A 21,076-nucleotide genomic window follows, 5' to 3' on the forward strand; every position below is an offset into this window, starting at 1 on the left:
GAAAGGCTTTGAAAGCTTGGGCCTTTCTCTCATCTTTCAAAGCTTAACGCTTCGTGTGAATTGGCACCATTTCAACATCTGTTGATGGTTGCCGGGTTTCATAGGGCACTTCCCTCCACCTCTCTGGATAAGAGAAACATATATTTATTTTTTGATTATTATGATCGGAATTCTTACAGTAGAATATCATGCAAAAAAATAGTTGTCAACTACTTTTCGTAAGACAAACGGCCTATCCGATCTGATGAACAGATAAAAGAGGCGTGCTGAACGTCCGCCTCCCCCCTTGTCTGCCTTAACACGGTGAAAGTGTCTAATTTTCAACATTTGGAAAGTTTATAATTGAAGGTCGCTGTTTTTGAAGAAACCGTCTGTCAGCCATAAAATCGCTTCGAGCTTCAATAAAGCTCTGAAGGAGCCTTTAACCTTGACGGTGCCGCGCTGTACGAGCTGCTGCAGGGAAATATCTCCATGAAGAAGGTCGATAATCTCGCTTTGCTCTCCAAAAAAAGTCAAGTGAGCTTTTTCCACAGGAGTAGATTTTTCCATTTCCCCCTGTTCGTTGATCGCTAACGTAAAAGCTTCTTTTTCTCCTTGAAATGTAATCAGCAAAGCTGTTGTGGATAATAGAGGTTTTAAAAAAAGAGACCGATCCTCTCTTTCTATCAATCCTGTTTTCTCCAACTGTATAACCTCCTGTAAATTGGTCATACTTACAGATTCTCTGTATACAGCGGGAGTCCTTTATGAATTGCTCGACAAGTTTTTGCGGGTTATTTCCCGAGAAATATGTCAAAAATACCCTTAATCAACAGCATTTTGTTTAATTGTCTCATATAAATAGGAAACGGAATGAAACGCATACCCTTTTTTGACGATCCGTCCGTTTTGATAAAGAATAAAACACGGCACACTTTCAATCTCATGCTGTTTGGCGAATGACGGGGAATAATTGAGATTGTTTTTATAGAAAGGGATGTCGGCGAGCATTTCGTCAACAACCTCCAGCATTTTTCCAGCCAGCTGGCACGTTCCGCAAAACGGCGTGTATAAATAGAGGACACATGTCTTCTGCTCAAGCTGTTTTAATTCTTGTTCCTGAAGTTCCTGCATAGGTTTTACACACCTCATCATAAAAATTTGCTATGCACTCGTATGTTTGACCGGAACAGGATCTCCGCTACATGGCGGCTCGGGGCTGCAGCGACTTCTTTATAGACTTTGTCAATGTATAAATGGGACGCTTCGGGCAGTTCCCTTTTGAGCTGCCGGCGCAGCTTTTCCCCGGATTCATCGGCATCAACCAGTATGTAAACGTCTTTATCATACAGGTTCTCGGCGAATTCATCGAGCTTTGTCTGGCTGATCGTTCCGTTTGTGCAAATAATGTCAATGGGTTCTTCAACGACATGTTTGACTTTCAGTTTATCGGACTTTCCTTCGACGATCATGACTTTTTCGTTTTCCGGCATATGGATCACCTTTGAGAGAAAAATAGATTTTTCATAAAAAAAGGCAGTGAGTATTCACCGCCCGGCCTTTAACACCAGCCTTGCTGGTCATCACAGTCCACATATTTTGCATCCGGTTTGCTTATCGTATCAGCCATTTTGTAAAATTTTTGATCTTGGAATATATATCCAGATTTCAGCTCGTATTGATCCATACCGGTCATCCGGCCGATCGGTTCGTTTTCATGGTACAGATGCATGCCGCCGCCTTTAAAATGGCCTTTCACATGCTCTGTAATATCAATACGCTCTTTTTTCAGCGTCAATTTGGACACCCCCTCTATGCTATAGCGTGTCCAAATGAGAGGCTGCTATCCTAAAGTTTTAGTCTTCTTTGATCATTTCATCATATTGTTCGGCAGTCATCAAGCTGTCGATTTCTGATGCGTCAGACGGTTCAACGACGATCATCCACGCTTTTTCATACGGTGATTCATTGACAAACTCAGGGCTGTCTTCGAGTTCCCCATTCACTTCAACCACTTTCCCGTTGATCGGGGCGTACAATTCTGAAACGGTTTTAACAGATTCAACGCTTCCAAATGGCTCGTCCGCTTTGATTTCGTCTCCGACTTCCGGCAGCTCGACAAAAACGATGTCCCCCAGCTCAGATTGCGCAAAATCAGTAATTCCGATTCTGACTTTGCCGTCTTCGGTTTTGACCCACTCGTGTTCTTCAGAATAACGCAGTTCTTTTGGTGTGCTCATGGCTACCCCTCCATAAAGTGTTTTAAATCGTCCTACATTGAAGATATCACATCTTGATGCATTATAACCAGTATGTCTTAAACTGATCTTCCTTAAAACCGACTGTTACCTTCCGGCCGTCTGTCGTAATCGGACGTTTGATCAGCATCCCGTCGGAAGCAAGCAATTCAAGCTGCTCATCCTCAGACATGTTTTGCAGCTTGTCTTTCAAGCCGAGTTCCCGGTATTTTTGACCGCTTGTGTTGAAAAACTTTTTCAATTCAAGTCCGCTTTTTTCATAAAGCTCTTTCAGCTTTTCCTTGCTTGGCGGATGTTCTGCGATATGTATCCCATTGATTTCTTTGCCGTGATCTTCGAGCCACTTTTTCGCTTTTCGGCATGTCCCGCATTTCGGGTACCAATAAAAATCTAAAGCCATGCACTCACCCCTCTCGATTTATCCGAGGTTATTTTAACACAGATCTTTTTAAAAGCCCAAACCGTTGTTTGCAGTCCTTTGTTCAGCTTAGAAGCCCCGCTCGAAAAGAACGGGGCTTTTGGATTTACACAATAAATTTTTCCGCTTCGAAGACGGCCTTGGCGGCTTCGCGTTTTTTCTCAATGACATTGACAGGTGTAAAGCGTGTCAGCTTGCGGAGGGCGGAGAGCATCATCCGCAGCGAATCGCCGGATTCCATGGCGATTAATGATTCCTTGGCATGGCTTTCAATCTCCTGAAACGCTTCCTGTGTGAAAATTTGCGTGTAGAGGATTTTCTGGGCATTTTTTTCTTCGCCGAGCGCCGTGATGGCTTTTTCTGTTCGCAAAACGGCTGACTCCATCGCGTAAACCTGGCTGACGATGTCAGCGATATTCACGAGAATCTCCTGTTCGCGATCGATCGCTTTTCCATATTTTTGTGCAGCAAGCCCTGCGATCATCAGCGCGATCTTTTTGGCGTTTTGCAGCAGATACTTTTCCTGTTCGAGGACGCCGTCTCCCGGTTCTTCAGGCATAAGCATCATCAGCTCTTCCTGAAGGGCTTTGGCTTTTTCAAAGAGCGGCAGTTCCCCTTTCATGGCTTTTTTCAAATAGGTGCCCGGGACGATGAGGCGGTTGATTTCATTTGTTCCTTCAAAGATCCGGTTAATCCGCGAATCGCGGTAGGCCCGTTCCACTTCGTATTCCTGCATGAAGCCGTAGCCGCCGTGGATCTGCACGCCTTCATCAACGATATAGTCGAGTGTTTCCGATCCAAAAACTTTATTTAACGAACATTCGATGGCATATTCGGCAATCGATTTGGCCACCTGGCGCCCGTCTTTTTGATCTTCTTCGCTCAATGTGCCCATTTTGTCTTCAAAAAGCCCGACGGTCCGGTAAACAGAGCTTTCCATCGCATACAGTTTGGCTGACATATTGGCGATTTTTTCACCGATCAGGCTGAATTTGGAAAGCGGTGTTTTAAATTGCTGACGCTGGTTGGCGTATGCAGCTGACAGCTCTATCACCCGCTTAGATGCGCCGATCGTTCCGACGGCCAGCTTATAGCGGCCGATATTTAAAATATTGAAGGCGATGACATGCCCTTTGCCCGCTTCACCTAAAAGATTTTCCTTCGGCACCTGCACCTGATCTAAAATAAGCGTGCGGGTCGATGAGCCTTTGATCCCCATTTTTTTCTCTTCCGGCCCTGTTGACACACCCGGATAGTCCTTTTCAACAATGAAAGCGGAAAAATGTTCGCCGTCAATTTTCGCATATACGATAAAGACATCAGCAAAGGCCGAGTTTGTAATCCACTGTTTTTCGCCGTTTAAAATATAGTGTGTCCCCGCTTCATTCAGGACGGCTGTTGTTTTCGCCCCGAGCGCATCGGACCCTGATCCCGGCTCTGTCAATGCATATGCGGCAAATTTCTCGCCTGTAGCGAGCGACGGCAGATACTTTTGCTTTTGCTCCTCTGTTCCGAAAAACACGATCGGCAGTGTTCCGATCCCGACATGGGCGCCGTATGATAAGGAAAAACTGCCCGCTCTCGAGAATTTTTCGGTGATTAACGCCGAGCTGATTTTATCAAGACCCAGCCCGCCGAACGCCTCCGGGACATCAGCGCCGAGGAGGCCGAGTTCCCCGGCTTTTTTCAACAACCTGACCGAGTGGTCGAAATGATGTTCCTCAATCTCGTCAACAAAAGGCAGCACATCACCGATAATGTAGTCTTCCGTCGTTTTGGCGATCATTTTATGTTCATCTGTGAAATCCTCCGGTGTGAACATCTGATCCGCTGTCACTTCTTCTATCAGAAAGGCGCCGCCTTTTTTCATATGGTCTTTTGTTTGCTCCATGATCCCATCCCCTTTGTTTTTAAACTAACTCGAATACTCCTGCAGCCCCCATGCCGCCGCCGATGCACATCGTCACAACGCCGAACTGCTCGTTTCGCCGCCGCATTTCGTGTATCAGCGTCAAGGTCAGCTTTGTTCCCGTACAGCCGAGCGGATGCCCGAGCGCGATCGCTCCTCCGTTGACATTGACTTTTTCTTCATCGATGCCGAGCGATCTGATGACTTGAATCGCCTGTGAGGCGAACGCTTCATTTAATTCGAATAAACCGATGTCCGACAGATCCAGCCCGGCCATCTTCAGCGCCCTCGGCACTGCTTCAACAGGGCCGATGCCCATGACTTCCGGCGGAACACCGCCGACCGCAAAGGAGCGGAACTTTGCCAGCGGAGCGAGTCCGAGCGCATCCGCTTTTTCCCTGTCCATGATCATGACCGCCGCGGCACCGTCGCTCGTTTGCGACGAATTTCCGGCGGTGACCGATCCGTTTGCGGAAAACGCCGGTTTCAAAGTGGAGAGGACTTCTTTTGTGGTCCCCGCTCGAACGCCTTCATCACATGCGAAATTAAACGTCTGTTCCTGCAATTGATGGTTTTCATCCACTTCCCTGACGGTGACCTCTACAGGGACGATTTCATCGGCAAATTTGCCTTCGGCAATCGCCTTGGCTGCATTTTGATGACTGCGGACAGCGAAGGCATCCTGATCTTCCCTTGAAACACCGTACTTAACAGCGACCTGTTCGGCCGTGTGGCCCATCCCCATATAATATTCGGGAGCCGTTTCCGCCAGCGCCGCATTCGGTCTGACGATATGCCCCATCATCGGGACGATGCTCATCGATTCAGCTCCTCCGGCAATGATCGTATCCGCCGCACCAAGCATAATTTTCTCGGCGCCGTATGCAATCGACTGAAGGCCTGATGAACAGTATCTGTTGATCGTCACGGCCGGAACCGTGTGGGGGAGACCGGCAAGCGCGCCGATGTTCCGGGCCATGTTCAAGCCTTGTTCGGCTTCCGGTGTGGCGCAGCCGATGATCAAATCATCGATATTGCCTTCGTAGCCGCCCGCTCTTTTCAATGTTTCTTTCACTGCACACGCGCCCAGGTCATCAGGGCGGACCGTCCGCAATGAGCCTTTTTTTGCTTTTCCGACCGGGGTTCTCGCACCCGACACTATGACTGCCTCTTTCATGTTTTTCCCTCCTAATTACGCAAAGGTTTGCCTTTGACAAGCATATGCTGCATTCTCGCCTGGGATTTTGGTTCACTGACAAGGCTCAGAAAAGCTTCCCTTTCCAAATTGAGCAGATATTCCTCCGTTACTTCTGCGCCGTATGCGACCCTGCCGCCGGCAATGACAAACGCCAGCTTTTTCGCGATTTTCAGATCATGTTCAGAAATGGCGCCGGACAATTTCAACGCTTCGGCCCCGAGAAGGAGCGCCGCATAGCCGGTTTCGCCGACAACCGGAACCTTTTCTTTCACCGGCGGGCGGTAGCCGTTTTCATGAAGCGTCAACACGAGCGATTTGGCATCATACAACAGATGGTCCTGATTCATGCTGACTTGATCGTGAGCGGTTAATATATTCAATTCCTTCGCTTCATGGGCCGATGTCGATGTTTTTGCAAGGGCAATCGTCTCAAATGTCTTGTTTGCCGCCTGCTGCAGATCACGCTCGACACCTTCCGGCAGCCCTTTTAAATGATTCAAATAAAGTTCTTTATTACCGCCGCCTCCCGGAATCAGACCGACGCCTGTTTCAACAAGGCCCATATAAGCTTCGCTCGAGGCTTGCACACGGGCGGCAGGGAGGCACAGCTCTGTTCCCCCTCCGAGTGTCATGCCGAACGGCGCAGCGACGACAGGCTTGGAACTGTATTTCACCTTCATCATCGTCTGCTGGAACTGACGGATGATCATGTCAATTTCCATATAGTTGTCATCCTGGGCCTCCATCAGCATCATCGCCAGATTGGCGCCGACGCAGAAATTTTTGGCCTGATTGCCGATCACAAGTCCTTTAAAGTTCAGATCGACTTCTTCAAGCGCATCATTCAGCATTTTGATGATGTCAAAGCCGATCGCATTGCTTTTCGAGTGAAATTCCAGCAGGGCAACATCATCGCCCAAATCAATTAAACTCGCACCGCTGTTTTTCTTGATGACACCTTTTGTTTCTTTGATTGTTGATAGATGAATATTTTTCTTGTTTTCTTGAAGCGCCCGGTATTCACCGCTTTTGAAACAATAGAAAAACGTTTTTCCGTTTTCTTTAAGGTAAAACGTCTCATGCCCTTTTCCGAGCATGTCTTTGATCCAGTCAGGAACCTTCCAGCCGCCGGCTTCAAGCTTTTCAACCGAAGCCTTTACACCGATGCTGTCCCATATTTCAAACGGTCCTTCCGACCAGCCAAAACCCCATTTCATCGCCTGATCGACGGCGGTGATGCTGTCGGCGATTTCCCCTGCCAGTTCCGCGGAATAAACGAGGACAGGCGCAGTCGTATTCCAAAGCAGCTTTCCCGCCCGGTCATCCGAATAAACAAGCGCTTTCATTCTTGCTCCATAGCCTTTGATCTGCTTGGCTGCTTCAAGCCCCGGGGTTTTTAATTTTTTTCGCTCGCTGTATGTCATCGTCATCGGATCAAGTTCAAAAATGTCTTTTCCTTCTTTTTTATAAAAGCCTTGTTTTGCTTTACTTCCAATCCAGCGTTTTTCAAGCATCTTCCCGATAAATTCAGGCAGACGGAAAACGGCTTTTTCATCTCCGTCCACTTGGTCATAGACATTTTTGGCAACATGTGAAAAAGTGTCAAGGCCGACGACATCAAGCGTTCTAAAGGTCGCGCTTTTCGGGCGTCCGATCAAGGGGCCTGTAATCGAATCGACTTCACCTATCGAATATCCGCCTTTCAGCATTTCCTGAACGGTCACGAGCAGACCGTAAGTTCCGATGCGGTTGGCAATAAAGTTTGGCGTGTCTTTCGCTTCAACCACCCCTTTGCCGAGCACATCCTCGCCGAATTTTTTCATAAAGGCCAGCACTTCAGGGTCCGTTTCTTCGATCGGAATGACTTCAAGCAGCTTTAAATAACGGGCCGGATTGAAAAAATGGGTGCCCAAAAAGTTTTTTTTGAAATCAGCTGATCTCCCTTCTGCCATTTGTCTGACAGAGATGCCCGACGTGTTGCTGCTGACGATGCTTCCTTTGTTTCTGTACTGATCGACCTTCGCAAACACTTGCTTTTTGATGTCCAAATTTTCGACTACAACTTCAATGATCCAATCGGCATCCTTTATTTTTTCAAAATCGTCCTCCATGTTCCCTGTGCTGATATAGCTGATGTTTTTTTTCGATGTCAGCGGAGCCGGCTTTTGTTTCAACAGCTTTTGTACGGCTGACTGTGCGAGCCGGTTGCGGACATCGGGATCCTCGAGTGTGCGGCCTTTTTTCTTTTCTTCTTCCGTCAGCTCGCGCGGAACCATATCGAGCATCAAAACGGGAATGCCGATATTGGCTAGATGAGCCGCAATGCCAGATCCCATGACTCCCGATCCTAAAACAGCGGCTTTACGAATATGCTTGACCATGAATGATCCTCCCCTACTTTGAATGAATACTCATTCATTTTTACTCCAAAAAAATAAACTCCTGTCTTCTTTCATCTTAAAAGATTTTGGAAATGAGTTCAATAGCCTTGACGCAAATTTCAGAAATTTTTTTATGAGCCTGAAGCGCTTCTCCCTCATCTCGCTCTACATGTTTCGCGGCTTTTGGGACAAATTGATATAGAGGAGGTGAAGGCATGGTACGCGAACGAAAAAATCCGTCCTCGGCAGCAGTCAGCGCTGCAAGTATGAAAGGAAATGCGGGCCCGGACTATAAAAAGGAAGACGCCGGCGGAAAACGGACAAGCCAAAACCAGCAGTACAAAAAGCACAACATGGGTGGACCTGAACATTATTAAACAAGAGAAACTTTCCGTGATATCAACGAGAAAAGGAGGCGTTTATCATCCAGAATCAACAGGGAATGACAACCCCGCCGCCCGTCATTTCGACAAAGGATCATTTATATTTACAGGATATGCTGCACTGGAATTTGCTTGCGATGAAAAAAGCACGCTTTTTGGCCGACCAGTGCCAAGATATGTCGCTTAAAACAGAGCTTGACCGCGTCGGACAAATGCATCATCACCACTACGGAGTGATTTTAGAGCAGCTCAGGAACAATCAAGCGCAAAATCCGTCGGCATACATGCAATAGGAGGAAATGAAATGAATCAGCAGCAAAACCAGCAGAAAATCGGCAATCAGGAAACACCAGTGCCTAATACGAGCGCGATGAATGACAGGGATTTCGTCAATGAGCTGTTAACAACTGAAAAGTATATGACGGCCTCATATTCCACAGCGCTGAACGAATTGAGCCATGAGTCGCTGTACCAGGCGATTCAGCCGCTGTTCAACGAAGCGCAAAACAGCCAAAGAAGGCTGTATCAGCTCATGTTTCAAAACGGCTGGTACAAAGTGGAGCCCGAAGAGCAACAGAAAATCGCGCAGTCGTATCAGCAGTTTCAATCCACACTTCAAAACCAGTCGCCTTACCAGCAAAACCGATAAAGCGAAAACCAAGCAGAGATTGCTCCAAATCTCTGCTTATTTTTCGGCGCGGTGGGCTTCATTCATTTTTTTGATGCTTTGGATGACTTCTTTGATGTCGCGCTTTGCGTCTGGATATGCTGCATTCCAATGCTTGGCGAGCGGCGGCATGCTTTTGGCGATATGGGTATAGATGATCCACATCTTCACCTGTTCTTTCAGCTCTTCATTCGTTTCCCCCAAAAGCAGCTCCGTATACTTTTCAACGAGTCCGTCCAGCTGCTGCTCGAGTTTTTCCACTCATGACACCCTTTCTTTCCGCTTATTTGTCGGGCATGTGCTGCATTTGCGGCCGCTTTTGTCCGTCGTGTAATATAAGCAGCAGGTAGCCCGTGTCCGATCTTTCACATCGCGGCCGGGGTAAAACCTGTTCAGCGGGTTTTCTGCAGCGCCCTCTTCAAAAAGGTCGGGATGTGCTTCATATAAAAGAAAATGAAAATCCGAGGCGGCCCGTTCCTTCACGTTTGAATCCGCGGTCTCAGTCTGAAGCGTTTCATACATCCAATACAGGTAAATCGCAATGTTTTCCCAGAGGATATGCTTTGAAATCGAGCATGCTTTGCGGCAGGAAGCGATCAATCGGCCGATATGATTCCTGAAGATGTCTTCCGTTAGTGTTTGAAGCGCATTTCTGCGGTTTTCCCCCGCAGGCTCTGCTCCCTCGGCAAAATAAAACGAAGGCAACCATCCTTCATCATCGGGATCAATTTCCCATGATACGGAGGAAGCCTCGGTTGGCAAGCGCTTTCCGTAAACGGTAAACAGGTAGAAATGGAGGGCCGCCAGCATACCGCAGCGCTTGATGATCATGGAAGCGGCGACTTTTGGATTCGGAGCGTTGAGCCGGTCTTTTATATCTTGCACATAGCTCCCTAAAAAATCCTCATCTAATAGCTGGCTGCCTTTGACAGACAATGAGGAGCCGGTCTGCTTCGTTCCCAAGCGAAAACGAAGCAATGACTCAAGCTCCTCTTTGTTCAGATTAAGCATGGGACTCAGCCACCTGCTGTACGATACATCTTCCTCTGCCGTATGGAATGCAGTGCGGCGTTCCGAAAAGCGGATCTTTCGTCACTTCGCAATCCATCTCAAAAACGTCCTGAACAAGCCGGCAGTTGATAATCGATTCCGGCCGGCCTTCCGCGTAAATCTGCTTATCTTTAATGGCCACCAGGTGATGGGCATAGCGGCAAGCGAGATTTAAATCATGAAGCACCATGACAATCGTGCGTTTTTCGTGTTCATTCAATTCAAACAGGAGATCCAGAATTTCGATTTGATGGGTCATATCCAAGTATGTTGTCGGTTCATCCAATAAAATGATATCCGTTTCCTGTGCAAGCGTCATCGCAATCCAGGCGCGCTGGCGCTGGCCGCCGGACAATGAATCGACCGTGCGCTCGGCAAGCTCTTCCATCCTTGTCGCCTTCAAAGCCTTGTTTACGGCTTCTTCATCTTCAGCCGACCATTGCTTGAGCCAGTTTTGATATGGATACCGCCCCTGCTTGACGAGCTGGAGAACCGTCAAGCCTTCGGGTGCAGTCGGACCTTGGGGCAGAATGGCAAGCTCCTTCGCAACTTCTTTCGTCGGCAGCTTGGCGATGGAGCTGCCTTCAAGAAGCACTGAACCGCCCTTTGGCTTCATCAAACGTGCGAGAGACCGAAGGAGAGTCGATTTACCGCAGCCATTGCTGCCGATAAACACGGTGATTTCACCTTTTGGGATCGTTAAGTTTAACTCATCAATAATGATTGTTTCTCCATAACCTAAGCTTAACGTTTCTGTTGAAATGGCACTCATAAATGAAATCTCTCCTTTTATTGGTTTCTGCTTTTATACAGCAAGTAGATAAAGTACGGGGCGCCGATGGCAGCGGTGAAAACGCCCGCAGGCACTTCAACTGGTGCAAAAAGCGTTCTCCCGATGATATCGGCGATCAGCACGAGCAATCCTCCAATCAGCGCAGCCACCGGCAACAGCGCGCCGAACGACGAACCGACAAGCCTCCTTGCGATATGCGGAGCCATCAGCCCGACAAACCCGACCGTTCCTGAAAACGCGACGGCGATTCCGGCAAAAGCCGTGCTCAAAAGCAGGAGCAAAAAGCGATTCCGCTGAACAGAGCTTCCCACGCCTGTCGCAAGCTCCTCCCCAAGCGTCTGAATATTGATGTTTCTGGCGGTGATGACACAAATCAGCAGGAGGATGAGCGCAACCGGGATTAAAATATTCACATCCTGCCAGTTGGAACCATATACTGATCCGGTAATCCAAACGTTTGCCTGAGATGTTCTGTATATCGGCCCTTTGATCATAAACAATGTCGTCAAGGACTTGGCAAGCATTGAAAAACCAATCCCGATCAGCACGAGCCGAAAGGTTGAGGCGCCGTTTTTATAGGACAGAAAATAGACGATCATTCCGGCAAGCGCCGCGCCGACAAATGCGGCGACAGGGAGCCAGCTGATGCTGACGATCAGCGCATTGCTTTTATCTGAAAACAGCATTAAAAACAAGACAACAGCGACAGATGCCCCGCCCGTCACACCGATGATGTCGGGGGAAGCAAGCGGGTTGCGGATGAGCCCTTGCAGGATCGAGCCGGCTGCCGCCAGACAGATTCCCGCAAACAAAGCCACCAAAATCCGCGGCATTCTGAAGGACATGATGATCAGCTCATCCGCCGGATCTCCCATTCCGAAAAATGTTTTCGCGACTGTCCCCGGAGAAATAAAACGCTCGCCGATACCGGCGCTAAAGACGATTGCACAAGCTGTCAGCAGCGCCAAGATGATGAATGAAAAAAGCGCCTTTCGTCCGATTAAAAATGAAATGCTTCCTTTTCCAATCCTCAGTTTGCGATAATTTTTCATTTTTGGAACCCCCTTCTCGCAACATACACAAAGAGGGGTGTTCCGATGATGGCCGTCATGACGCCGACCGGCACCTCTTCAGGCATAATCAGGTATCTGGCGCCGATATCAGCGACGACAAGCAATATTGCGCCCAGCACGGCACAATACGGAAGGATCCAGCGGTGATCGTTGCCGACGATATATTTCGCAAAATGCGGTATGACAAGCCCGACGAAGACGATCGGCCCGGCAACAGCGACGGAACCGCCGGCCAGCAGGATAATCGCCAACGCCATCAGCGCTTTGATCAGCCATGTTTTCTGGCCGAGGCTTTTGGCCACATCTTCCCCCATCGTTAAGACATTGATTTTTGATCCAAGCAGAAAGCTGATGATGAATGCCGGAACGATATACGGGAGGACGGTCGTCAAAAGGCTCAGGTCGCGTCCCTGGACAGAGCCGGCGAGCCAAAACAGCGCCTGTTCGAGCGCCGCCTCATTAACTGAAAGCAGCCCTTGAGTCAGCGATGAAAACATTGCTGACATCGCCGCCCCCGCAAGCGTCAGCTTCACCGGAGTCAAGCCTTCCCTGCCAAGGGAACCGACAAAATAGACGATTAAAGCGGTAACGGCAGCGCCCAAAAATGAGATCCAGGCGATCACCTGAAGCGAGCCGACATGAAAGAAAAACAGAGAGCAGACAACAAAAAAGCCGGCTCCTGCGTTGACACCGAATATACCGGGCTCAGCCAGGGGATTTTTAGTCATCGCTTGCATCAATGCCCCGGCAACCCCGAGGGAAGCCCCCACAGTTGCGGCAATCAGCGCGCGCGGTAAACGCACGTTTCTAAGCACAAGATGTTCATTGGATCCGCTGAAATCGGTGAACGCCTTATAGGCCATCGACCACGACGTATTCGTATAGCCGTATACGACACTTGCGCAAAGTGCGGCAATCAGAAGCAAAATAAAGGACAGTAGTACGATTGTTCTATATTTATTCGTTCTTAAGAGCATAGATTAAAATTCTCCTAGTCTGACTGGAAACATCTACGGTTATTGTATCAGATATCAATGATCTTGAAAATCATTTTCAATTAACAATTGACAAAATTCCTGCTGAAAATTATGATCATGATGAACAACAACATTCTTTGGGAGGACAAACATGAAAAAATGGACAATGCTTGGTTTCATCGCTATGTTAGCGATTTCACTTCTTGCGGCCTGCAGCGCCGGTAATGAAGACTCTTCAAACGGTGCAGACAATAAAAAGACGATAACCGTTAAACACGCTATGGGTACAGAGGATCAGGTCCCGGCCAATCCAAAAAGGGTTGTCGTACTGACAAATGAAGGAACAGAAGCGCTGCTGAAATTGGGAATTAAGCCTGTGGGTGCAGTCAAATCCTGGACAGGCGACCCTTGGTATCATCATATTAAAGACGACATGAAAGGCGTCAAAGTGGTCGGCCTTGAAGGCGAGCCGAATATTGAGGCGATTGCCGAATTGAAGCCTGATTTAATCATCGGCAATAAAATGAGGCAAGAAAAAATCTACGACAAGCTGGAGAAAATCGCTCCGACCGTTTTCTCTGAAACGCTCCGCGGCGAATGGAAGGACAACTTTTCCCTCTATGCAAAAGCGGTAAACAGAGAAGAAAAGGGCAAAGAAATTTTAGAAGATTTCGATAAAAAGGTCAGCGAATTAAGCGATAAACTCGGTGATCAAAAGAAGAAACGAGTCTCAGTTGTCAGATTTATGGCCGGCCAATCAAGAATTTATTATAAAGATTCATTCCCGGGGATCATTTTGCAGCAAATCGGCTTCAAGTTCCCTGAAAAACAGGAAAAGCTGTTTGCAAAACAAGACGACAAGTTTGCTTTTATGACGGAAAACAAGGAATCGATTCCTGAGATGGACGGAGATGTTCTGTTCTATTTCACATATAAACCTGCGGAAAGCAAAAAAGATGCAGAAACATGGCAAAACGATTGGACAAGCGATCCGCTTTGGAAAAAGCTAAAAGCAGTGAAATCCGGAAACGCGCATGAAGTCGATGATGCCATCTGGACGACGGCAGGCGGTGTAAAAGCGGCTTACCTGTTTCTTGATGATATCGAAAAATACTTTTTGAAATCTTAAATCACACTAAAAAAGGAGCATTTCCGCTTTGGAAATGCTCCTTTATGATTTTCCGGTATACCGTTTTGCCGTTCCGTCAGGCCATTTAACCTGCAGCTGAAACCGGTCATATCCTTCATCCAGATTAAAGGCTTCCAGCACATAGCGGATGACGTCTGACTGCGAATCGGATTTGGCGATTGATAGCTCGCTCAACACCATCTTCATTTCGTTCAGCGCTTCTTCTCCCTCGCGATCCAGATCGTTCAGCCTGTCGATGATTTCAGCTTCTTCCCGCTCTTGTTTTGCGTAGCTTGCTTCAAATGTATTATGTTTGCCGTCACCGTAGCTCACCTTTAACACAAACCGGTCAAAGGGAATGCTGTTTACATCCGCAACAGGGGCGTCCTTTCCGATTGTTTCCTCGCCTTCCGCCTGCTGTTCGGCAACGGACTGACACCCGTTTAACAAGACGACGGACACAAGAAAACAGGCGATCCGAAAAACGTTCATACAGTTCACTCCTATATGGACATTACTATTAGCTATGTCCAGTTTGCCGTAAACTCATGCAAACAGGAGGAATCTCACTTTTTAAGTCAGCGCTAAAAATGCTTCCGCATCCCGGACAGCCAGCTGAATGGCGTCTTCCCAAAAGCCCCGCTGTGTCAAATCAGCGCCGAGATGCTTCATCGCCAGATCTTCAACCGTCATGGAGGCTGTATCTTTTAAAAGCGCGATATATTTTTCCTCAAACGCGCGCCCTTCTTTCAAAGCCTGTGCATAAATACCGAGCGAAAACAAGTAGCCGAACGTGTAAGGAAAATTGTAAAACGGCACAGATGTAATGTAAAAATGGAGCTTGGAAGCCCAGAAATAAGGATGGTATTCCCCAAGCGCCCCGCAAAACGCTTCTTTTTGCGCTTCTTCCATCAGCTCATTCAGCTTGTCGACAGAGACGACCCCCTTTTTGCGTTCCTCATAAAAGCGGGTTTCAAATAAAAATCTCGCATGGATGTTCATAAAGAAAGCGACGCTCCGCTGTACTTTGTCTTCCAGAAGAACGAGCTTTTCCTCATCTGAATCAGCTTCTTTCAAAGCGGCATCGGCCACGATCATTTCCGCGAATGTTGAAGCCGTTTCCGCCACATTCATCGCATACGCCCTGTTCAGCGGCCTTTCGCCAAGGATGGTTTCCTGGTGAAAAGCATGGCCGAGCTCGTGCGCAAGTGTCGATACATTCGACGGACTGCCGGCGAATGTCATAAATATCCTCGATTGACCGCTGTCCGGGAAGTTGGCGCAAAAGCCGCCTGGACGTTTGCCTCCCCTGTCTTCCGCTTCAATCCATCTGTCCTTGAACGCCTTTTCCGTAAATGCGGACAGCTTTTTGCCAAACTTGTCAAACTGGCTGGTGATAAAACCGGCCGCTTCATGATACGAATATTCCTTTGCGGCAGAGCCGATTGGAGCATCGACATCATACCAGCTCAACCGATCCAAACCAAAAAGAGACGCTTTCCGCAAAAGGTAGTCGGCAAACGGCTGTTTATGATCGATAATGACCTCCCACATCACATCAAGGGTTTCCTGCTTCATCCGGTTGACGTCAAGCGGCTCCTTCAGGACACTGTCCCAGTCCCTTGCCTTATATACGTTCAGTCTGAAGCCCGCCAGGTGATTCAGGGTGCTGCTTAATAAATCGGCGTGCTGCTTCCAGCCATGATCAAGGTTTTCAAATACGGAGCTGCGGATCTTCCGGTCAGGTTTGGACGTCAGATTTTGCGCTTGTCCGACAGACAGAATTTTCGTTTCCCCATCTTCTTCATACGGAATTTGAATTTGATTGATGATGCTGTTGTACAGATCCCCCCAGGCATGGTATCCGTCGACAGACAGCCCTTGAATCAATGACTCCTGTTCGGTGCCGAGCTTTTCGGTTACCCGTGTTCGCCTTTCATTCAAAATATAGGCGATAGCCGAAAGCTCTTCATCCTTCAGAATCGTTTTCCAGTCTTCGTTTGAAACGTCAGCAAGCTTGCTGTCTAAAACGGTCAACACCTTTTGAAACTCTGCAGCCATCTGTGTGATTTCAAAATTGAGGGCGTTCGCCTTTAAATCGGTCGTGTCCTGTGCTTGCAGACAGCCGATATACGCCTGCGCCTCCCTGATTTTCACATCGGTTTCTTCAAAGAGCGCCAGCGCCTCTTTGAGGGCGCCGAGCTCCGTTTTTGATACATACAGGGCTTCCGCCTTTTCTTTAAAAGTGGAGAGCAGTGAGCTGATTTCTTTTAAATATGCCTGAAAGGCTTTAGAATCGCTCCCGCCTTTAAAGAAAACATCGAGATCCCATGTGTCCTTGAGATGATGATATGCCACTTGAAAAACCCCCCTTGTTCGTCATGTTTCCATTATAAGATAATTTTACCTTCCTGAGGTAAAAAAAGCGGCCGGGCCATGAGCAACCGGCACGCTTTTATGATGTTTTTACAGCTGGCGCAGCCGTTTGACGGCATAGCTTGCGGCCGCCAGGCTGACCAGACCGAAGGCGAATAAAAATAGCCCGCTTTTATTCTGCGGTCCGCCTTGAGCGGCCGCAGCCTGATCCGCGCCGTTTTCCACGGACGGATCGGCGATCTTAACGGATTTCAACAGTCTCCCGTCCTCCCCTTTGATTTTCAGCACTCCGTCGCTTCCCAGGCTTTCACTGAGCACTTCGCCTTTCTTTTTTGTGACAAATACAGGGTGTTCCAGTTCAAGGCTTGTCCCGTCCTTGGTCGCAAACCGGCTTCCCTTTTTATATGCGGCTGTTTCAAACCCGTTAAACCCTTCATCCAAAAGCGCTTTTGTATCCTTGTACATCATGTTTTGATGGTCTGCTTTCATCACAACGGCGATCAAATCCAGGCTTCCCCGCGACGCCGTTGTGACAAGGGTGTGCTTCGATTCATCCACATATCCGTTTTTGCCGCCGGTTATCCCTTGATAAGGAATTTCTCCGATCAGCATGCGATGATGGTTTTTCAATGTCGTGTCCCAGGTCTCGCCGTGCCAGGCCATTTGCTTCTGTGAAAAAATGTCACGGAAGGTCTTGTTTCTCATCGCATATTCCGTTATTTTCGCCATGTCGAGGCCGTCGTGTAATGATCCTTGTCAAACAGTCCGTGGGGATTTGTGAAATGCGTATCTTTGGCTCCCGCACGCTCTGCGACAAACGCGTTCAAGTCGTCGGCAAACCGTTCAACACTGCCGCTTACATGTTCAGCAATCGCCGTTCCGGCATCATTGCCGGAATTCATCAGCAGCCCTTGAAGCAGCCGTTTTAAGGGCACCGTTTCCCCTTCTTCCAGGTAAACGCTTGTCCCTTCCGTATCAGCCGCTCTTTTGCTGACTTTCACACGATCTTTCAGATTTCCTTTTTCGATCGCATAAATCGCTGTCGCAATTTTTGTAATGCTGGCGGGATACATTTTTTTGCCGCCGTTTTTTTCATATATCACCTGTCCCGATTTCGCGTCAATCAATATAGCGGAAACGCTTTGAATACGCGGCTTCTTTTTTTCCCCTGCTTTAGCCGAACCATGAAAAAACATGGTCGAGCATAGTACAATGCAGAAGAGGAGATGTATTTTCGTTTTCATCGTGTCACCCTGCCTTTAATATCAAACTGCTGCGTGAATCAGCAGACTTTTTCTGAAAAATAGGTCTTTTAGCACTTTCTAAATTCTATCAATGTTATCAATCCTCTGGCAAGAACAATTTGTCAACATGTCAAAATAGGAACGGAGGAAACGCTTTGAAAGACAAAACCGCAATCGTAACGGGAGCCAGCAGCGGCTTTGGTTTATTGACCGCATTAAAGCTTGCCGAAACCCATTTTGTGATCGCAACGGCGAGGCAGCCGGAAAAAGCGGCAGCATTGCAAAAACGCATCGCCGAGCTTGGCGCTGAAGCTTCGATTACCGTCACAGCGCTTGACGTCACAAAAGAGCATTCCATTTCATCATTCTCTGAAAAACTTAAAGGTTACGGAGCCGTTGACCTTCTCGTCAATAATGCGGGGACAGCTTACGGGGGCTTTGCCGAAGAGCTGCCTCTAGAGCAGTACAGAAAACAGTATGAAACGAATGTGTTCGGATTAATCGCCGTCACTCAAGCCGTTCTTCCTTATATGAAGAAAAACGGCGGCGCCAAGATCATCAATATCAGCAGCATCAGCGGACGAATCGCTTTTCCCGCTTTTTCGCCTTACGCCTCTTCAAAACATGCCGTCGAAGGATTCTCAGAAAGCCTTCGCCTCGAGCTGCGCCCATTCGGAATCGATGTGGCCGTCATCGAGCCGGGCTCCTATAAGACGGCGATCTGGGACACTTCTTTAGCCGGACAGGTAACTGTCCCTGATGCGGGTTCTCCATACGCCGGATACTTTGCCCAAATCTCGGACTTCATTGCAAAAAACCGCAGGCAATACGGAAATCCCGAAGAAGTGGCCCGATTGATCAGCCGTCTCGCGCAAAAAAAGCGGCTTAAAAAGCTGCGCTATCCGATCGGCAAAGGCGTAGGCCTGCTGATTTTCTGCCACGCATTGCTGCCATGGCGGATATGGGAGTGGGCGGTCGGCAAAAATCTGTTTAAATCAGGTTATTTAAAATAATTATAATTTAGTATTTATTTTAATTTTATATTTGTTATAATATAATTAACAAATGAAAAACACGAGGAGGAAATTTTACATGATCACACAACAACTAAAACAACAAAATCCTGTACTTGAAAACTCAATGAATACAAATTTGTCAAACTGGTTCATCCTCTACACGAAGCTTCACCGCTTCCATTGGTATGTAAAAGGACCGCACTTCTTTACCTTGCATGAAAAATTTGAAGAGCTCTACAATCACGCCGCTGAAACAGCCGATGTCATCGCGGAAAGGCTGCTTGCCATCGGCGGGCGTCCGCTTTCAACCATGAAAGAATATCTTGATCACGGCACCATCTCTGATTCCGGTTCAGAAGAAACAGCATCTGATATGGTATCATCACTGATCAGCGACTACCGGCAAATCCGGACGGAAATTCAGCATACCATTGAACTTGCCGAAGATAAATCAGACCATTCTACCGCTGACCTTTATATCGCCTTAACAGAGGAAATTGATAAGCAAATTTGGATGCTTTCTTCATTTTTGGGCGAGTAATATACAGAAGCCGTGGCAGATTGCCATGGCTTTCAAATGTTTTAAAAAACGCTCTGATGCCGATATCAAAGTCGGCACGCAAAAAAGCCATGGCACGCGCCATGGCTTTTTTATTTATGATTTACTTTTCGTAAGCTTCGCTTTCAGCGTTTTTTCCTTGCCTTTTCTCAGCACTTCAAATGTGGCGGTCTCTCCCGCTTTTGTTTCCGTATAAAGAATTTTTCTGAGATCGGAAGTCGTTTCAACTTTTGTTCCGTTCATTTTGATGACGACATCGCCCGCCTTCATTCCGGCTTTGTCTGCAGGCGAATTCGGCGACACTTTATCAATATACACACCGGTATTGAGCTGATCTCCAAAGAGACCCAGCGTATTCGTCTGATATTGTTCAGGAACCTGCTGCATATCGATCATTTGAACGCCCAGGAACGGCCGTTCCACTTTTCCTTTTTGCAACAGCTCATCGACAATCGGCTGTACATCATTGCTCGGGATGGCAAAGCCAAGCGATTCGACGCCGGTCTGACTGATCTTCAGGCTGTTGATGCCGATGACCTGGCCGCTGGAGTTGATCAGCGGCCCGCCGCTGTTGCCCGGGTTGATCGCCGCATCCGTCTGAAGGACGTTCATATCCCAATTGCCCTCAGATGTGGAGACTTCGATCGTCCGGTTGACACCGCTGATGATCCCCTCTGTGACCGTTCGTGAAAATTGAAGGCCGAGAGGGTTTCCGATCGCGATCACTTTCTCGCCTGCCCGCAGTTTTGAAGAATCTCCGAAACTTGCAACCTTTTCAACGTTTTTGCTGCTGATCTGCAAAACTGCCAAATCGGTCAGCGCATCACTGCCGATGATCTTGGCATCGGTCGTTTTCCCGTTGTATAAAGAAATCGTAACCTTTGTTGCTCCTTCAACAACATGGTTGTTTGTAATGATATAGGCTTTATCGCCGTCTTTTTTAAAGATGACGCCGGACCCTGTCCCGCTTTCTTCAACATCATCCTCGGAAAAGCCGAAGCTGGCTTGAATATTGGAGACTCCGACAATCGTCGGCTCCAAGTCTTCCACCATATCGGCAACATTGTTGGCGTCTGTCACAGGCTTTGTCGTAAAGTTCTGCGATTGTTTCGGCACCGTCTGTTTGCCGCCTGCTGCATCATCTTGATGATCGGCCGGCAGATACGGTGAAATCCCCAATACCAGTCCGCCGCCGATGATGCCTCCCAAAATCGGACTGAGCCATGATGCCTTGCGCCGCTTTTCTTTTGCTGTTCTCGCTTCCCTGCCCTGTTCAAGGGCTGCGGCTGTTTCCTCATGAGCAGGATCCGGCTCTTCATCCGCATCCTTTTGTAAAATCAATTCGGGTTCGTTTGCCGGCAGGCTTCTGCCTTGTTCCTCAGAACCCGCTGTTTGCGGTATCTTTGCCTCTTCTTGCTGAGGCTGTTCATGTTCATTTTTTTGCTCGTCATCGCGTCTAAAGTCCATAAGCGTACACTTCCTTTATTTTTCTTGTCTTCAACGTTCGCAAATGGCAGAAAGCTTTAACACTCACAAAAAAAAGAGATACCGGCCGTATATGTTTCATTTCATGCAAATTCCTTTCTTCCCTGTTAAGCATCTTATCGAAACATTATGGGATAAAAATGAAAAGAATATGTGAAATTATGAAAATTGACCAGACGTG

The 21,076-nt window shown here is 47.8% G+C and carries 25 protein-coding genes and 1 riboswitch; of the genes, 6 read left to right on the forward strand and 19 right to left on the reverse strand.

Going from position 1 to position 21,076, the window contains the following annotated elements; all coding sequences use genetic code 11:
• Positions 1 to 26: 26 nt before the first annotated feature.
• Positions 27 to 134, reverse strand: a riboswitch (SAM riboswitch).
• 202 nt (positions 135 to 336) lie between these two features.
• The 9 genes from P3X63_RS18225 to P3X63_RS18265 all read right to left on the reverse strand — a co-directional run bounded on the left by P3X63_RS18225 (position 337) and on the right by P3X63_RS18265 (position 8,143).
• On the reverse strand, positions 337 to 684 hold the full coding sequence (locus tag P3X63_RS18225) for an SCP2 sterol-binding domain-containing protein (RefSeq protein WP_026588680.1): 348 nt from the start codon (positions 682 to 684) through the stop codon (positions 337 to 339).
• A 120-nt stretch (positions 685 to 804) separates the two neighbouring features.
• The gene (locus P3X63_RS18230) at positions 805 to 1,113 is read right to left on the reverse strand and encodes a thioredoxin family protein (protein ID WP_026588681.1); all 309 of its coding nucleotides are present in this window, start codon (positions 1,111 to 1,113) and stop codon (positions 805 to 807) included.
• 17 nt (positions 1,114 to 1,130) lie between these two features.
• A complete protein-coding gene (locus P3X63_RS18235; protein WP_026588682.1) occupies positions 1,131 to 1,472 on the reverse strand; it encodes a toprim domain-containing protein in 342 nt (113 codons plus the stop codon).
• Positions 1,473 to 1,540: 68 nt separating this feature from the next.
• Entirely contained in the window at positions 1,541 to 1,777 is a 237-nt protein-coding gene (locus P3X63_RS18240; RefSeq protein ID WP_077735531.1) for a YusG family protein, read from the reverse strand.
• 58 nt (positions 1,778 to 1,835) lie between these two features.
• On the reverse strand, positions 1,836 to 2,219 hold the full coding sequence (gene gcvH / locus P3X63_RS18245) for a glycine cleavage system protein GcvH (protein ID WP_026588684.1): 384 nt from the start codon (positions 2,217 to 2,219) through the stop codon (positions 1,836 to 1,838).
• Between the two features lie 61 nt (positions 2,220 to 2,280).
• A complete protein-coding gene (locus P3X63_RS18250) occupies positions 2,281 to 2,637 on the reverse strand; it encodes an arsenate reductase family protein (protein WP_026588685.1) in 357 nt (118 codons plus the stop codon).
• A gap of 124 nt (positions 2,638 to 2,761) precedes the next feature.
• Positions 2,762 to 4,546 carry an acyl-CoA dehydrogenase family protein gene (locus P3X63_RS18255; protein WP_026588686.1) on the reverse strand — a complete coding sequence of 595 codons (1,785 nt, stop codon included), beginning with the start codon at positions 4,544 to 4,546 and terminating at the stop codon, positions 2,762 to 2,764.
• A 19-nt stretch (positions 4,547 to 4,565) separates the two neighbouring features.
• Entirely contained in the window at positions 4,566 to 5,741 is a 1,176-nt protein-coding gene (locus P3X63_RS18260; RefSeq protein WP_026588687.1) for an acetyl-CoA C-acetyltransferase, read from the reverse strand.
• A gap of 11 nt (positions 5,742 to 5,752) precedes the next feature.
• Positions 5,753 to 8,143 (reverse strand): 3-hydroxyacyl-CoA dehydrogenase/enoyl-CoA hydratase family protein, encoded by a 2,391-nt coding sequence (locus P3X63_RS18265; protein ID WP_277691637.1) that lies wholly within the window; start codon positions 8,141 to 8,143, stop codon positions 5,753 to 5,755.
• Between the two features lie 215 nt (positions 8,144 to 8,358).
• Between P3X63_RS18265 and P3X63_RS18270 the strand changes: the two genes are divergently transcribed.
• From P3X63_RS18270 to P3X63_RS18280, 3 genes are read left to right on the forward strand one after another with little or no spacing between them, the layout of a single operon-like run.
• Complete coding sequence (locus P3X63_RS18270) at positions 8,359 to 8,520, forward strand: YuzL family protein (RefSeq protein ID WP_081692872.1); 162 nt, start codon at positions 8,359 to 8,361, stop codon at positions 8,518 to 8,520.
• Between the two features lie 47 nt (positions 8,521 to 8,567).
• On the forward strand, positions 8,568 to 8,819 hold the full coding sequence (locus P3X63_RS18275) for a hypothetical protein (protein ID WP_026588689.1): 252 nt from the start codon (positions 8,568 to 8,570) through the stop codon (positions 8,817 to 8,819).
• Positions 8,820 to 8,830: 11 nt separating this feature from the next.
• Entirely contained in the window at positions 8,831 to 9,175 is a 345-nt protein-coding gene (locus P3X63_RS18280) for a spore coat protein (protein WP_026588690.1), read from the forward strand.
• 36 nt (positions 9,176 to 9,211) lie between these two features.
• Here the strand turns inward: P3X63_RS18280 and P3X63_RS18285 are convergent, their stop codons facing one another.
• The 5 genes from P3X63_RS18285 to P3X63_RS18305 are packed head-to-tail and all read right to left on the reverse strand — an operon-like array spanning position 9,212 to position 13,086.
• A complete protein-coding gene (locus tag P3X63_RS18285) occupies positions 9,212 to 9,454 on the reverse strand; it encodes a YusU family protein (RefSeq protein ID WP_026588691.1) in 243 nt (80 codons plus the stop codon).
• On the reverse strand, positions 9,455 to 10,204 hold the full coding sequence (locus P3X63_RS18290; protein WP_026588692.1) for an IucA/IucC family C-terminal-domain containing protein: 750 nt from the start codon (positions 10,202 to 10,204) through the stop codon (positions 9,455 to 9,457). It lies immediately after the preceding gene.
• Positions 10,197 to 11,015: an ABC transporter ATP-binding protein gene (locus P3X63_RS18295; RefSeq protein ID WP_077735538.1), complete on the reverse strand. Its 819-nt coding sequence runs from the start codon at positions 11,013 to 11,015 to the stop codon at positions 10,197 to 10,199. The genes P3X63_RS18290 and P3X63_RS18295 overlap by 8 nt, the downstream gene beginning before the upstream one ends.
• Before the next feature lie 17 nt (positions 11,016 to 11,032).
• Positions 11,033 to 12,088 carry a FecCD family ABC transporter permease gene (locus P3X63_RS18300; RefSeq protein WP_035428471.1) on the reverse strand — a complete coding sequence of 352 codons (1,056 nt, stop codon included), beginning with the start codon at positions 12,086 to 12,088 and terminating at the stop codon, positions 11,033 to 11,035.
• A complete protein-coding gene (locus P3X63_RS18305; RefSeq protein ID WP_277691638.1) occupies positions 12,085 to 13,086 on the reverse strand; it encodes a FecCD family ABC transporter permease in 1,002 nt (333 codons plus the stop codon). Before P3X63_RS18305 ends, P3X63_RS18300 begins: the two co-directional genes overlap by 4 nt.
• Positions 13,087 to 13,237: 151 nt before the next feature.
• Between P3X63_RS18305 and P3X63_RS18310 the strand changes: the two genes are divergently transcribed.
• Entirely contained in the window at positions 13,238 to 14,215 is a 978-nt protein-coding gene (locus tag P3X63_RS18310) for an ABC transporter substrate-binding protein (RefSeq protein WP_026588696.1), read from the forward strand.
• Between the two features lie 42 nt (positions 14,216 to 14,257).
• On the opposite strand, the gene P3X63_RS18315 is transcribed toward P3X63_RS18310, so the two are convergent.
• The 4 genes from P3X63_RS18315 to P3X63_RS22970 all read right to left on the reverse strand — a co-directional run bounded on the left by P3X63_RS18315 (position 14,258) and on the right by P3X63_RS22970 (position 17,835).
• Entirely contained in the window at positions 14,258 to 14,707 is a 450-nt protein-coding gene (locus P3X63_RS18315; protein WP_077735541.1) for a YusW family protein, read from the reverse strand.
• 81 nt (positions 14,708 to 14,788) lie between these two features.
• The gene (locus P3X63_RS18320) at positions 14,789 to 16,573 is read right to left on the reverse strand and encodes a M3 family oligoendopeptidase (RefSeq protein WP_026588698.1); all 1,785 of its coding nucleotides are present in this window, start codon (positions 16,571 to 16,573) and stop codon (positions 14,789 to 14,791) included.
• 108 nt (positions 16,574 to 16,681) lie between these two features.
• A complete protein-coding gene (locus P3X63_RS22965) occupies positions 16,682 to 17,320 on the reverse strand; it encodes a D-alanyl-D-alanine carboxypeptidase family protein (protein ID WP_481748561.1) in 639 nt (212 codons plus the stop codon).
• Positions 17,308 to 17,835, reverse strand: coding sequence for a D-alanyl-D-alanine carboxypeptidase family protein (locus P3X63_RS22970; RefSeq protein ID WP_481748562.1), 528 nt, complete (start codon positions 17,833 to 17,835; stop codon positions 17,308 to 17,310). Before P3X63_RS22970 ends, P3X63_RS22965 begins: the two co-directional genes overlap by 13 nt.
• A 155-nt stretch (positions 17,836 to 17,990) precedes the next feature.
• Between P3X63_RS22970 and P3X63_RS18330 the strand changes: the two genes are divergently transcribed.
• Both P3X63_RS18330 and P3X63_RS18335 read left to right on the forward strand, forming a co-directional pair.
• Positions 17,991 to 18,848 carry an oxidoreductase gene (locus tag P3X63_RS18330; RefSeq protein ID WP_026588700.1) on the forward strand — a complete coding sequence of 286 codons (858 nt, stop codon included), beginning with the start codon at positions 17,991 to 17,993 and terminating at the stop codon, positions 18,846 to 18,848.
• 79 nt (positions 18,849 to 18,927) lie between these two features.
• Positions 18,928 to 19,392 carry a Dps family protein gene (locus P3X63_RS18335; protein WP_026588701.1) on the forward strand — a complete coding sequence of 155 codons (465 nt, stop codon included), beginning with the start codon at positions 18,928 to 18,930 and terminating at the stop codon, positions 19,390 to 19,392.
• A 114-nt stretch (positions 19,393 to 19,506) separates the two neighbouring features.
• On the opposite strand, the gene P3X63_RS18340 is transcribed toward P3X63_RS18335, so the two are convergent.
• The gene (locus P3X63_RS18340; protein ID WP_026588703.1) at positions 19,507 to 20,877 is read right to left on the reverse strand and encodes a S1C family serine protease; all 1,371 of its coding nucleotides are present in this window, start codon (positions 20,875 to 20,877) and stop codon (positions 19,507 to 19,509) included.
• Positions 20,878 to 21,076 lie beyond the last annotated feature (199 nt).

It is taken from the genome of Bacillus sp. HSf4 (genome assembly GCF_029537375.1).
Taxonomy (GTDB): Bacteria; Bacillota; Bacilli; order Bacillales; family Bacillaceae; genus Bacillus; species Bacillus sonorensis_A.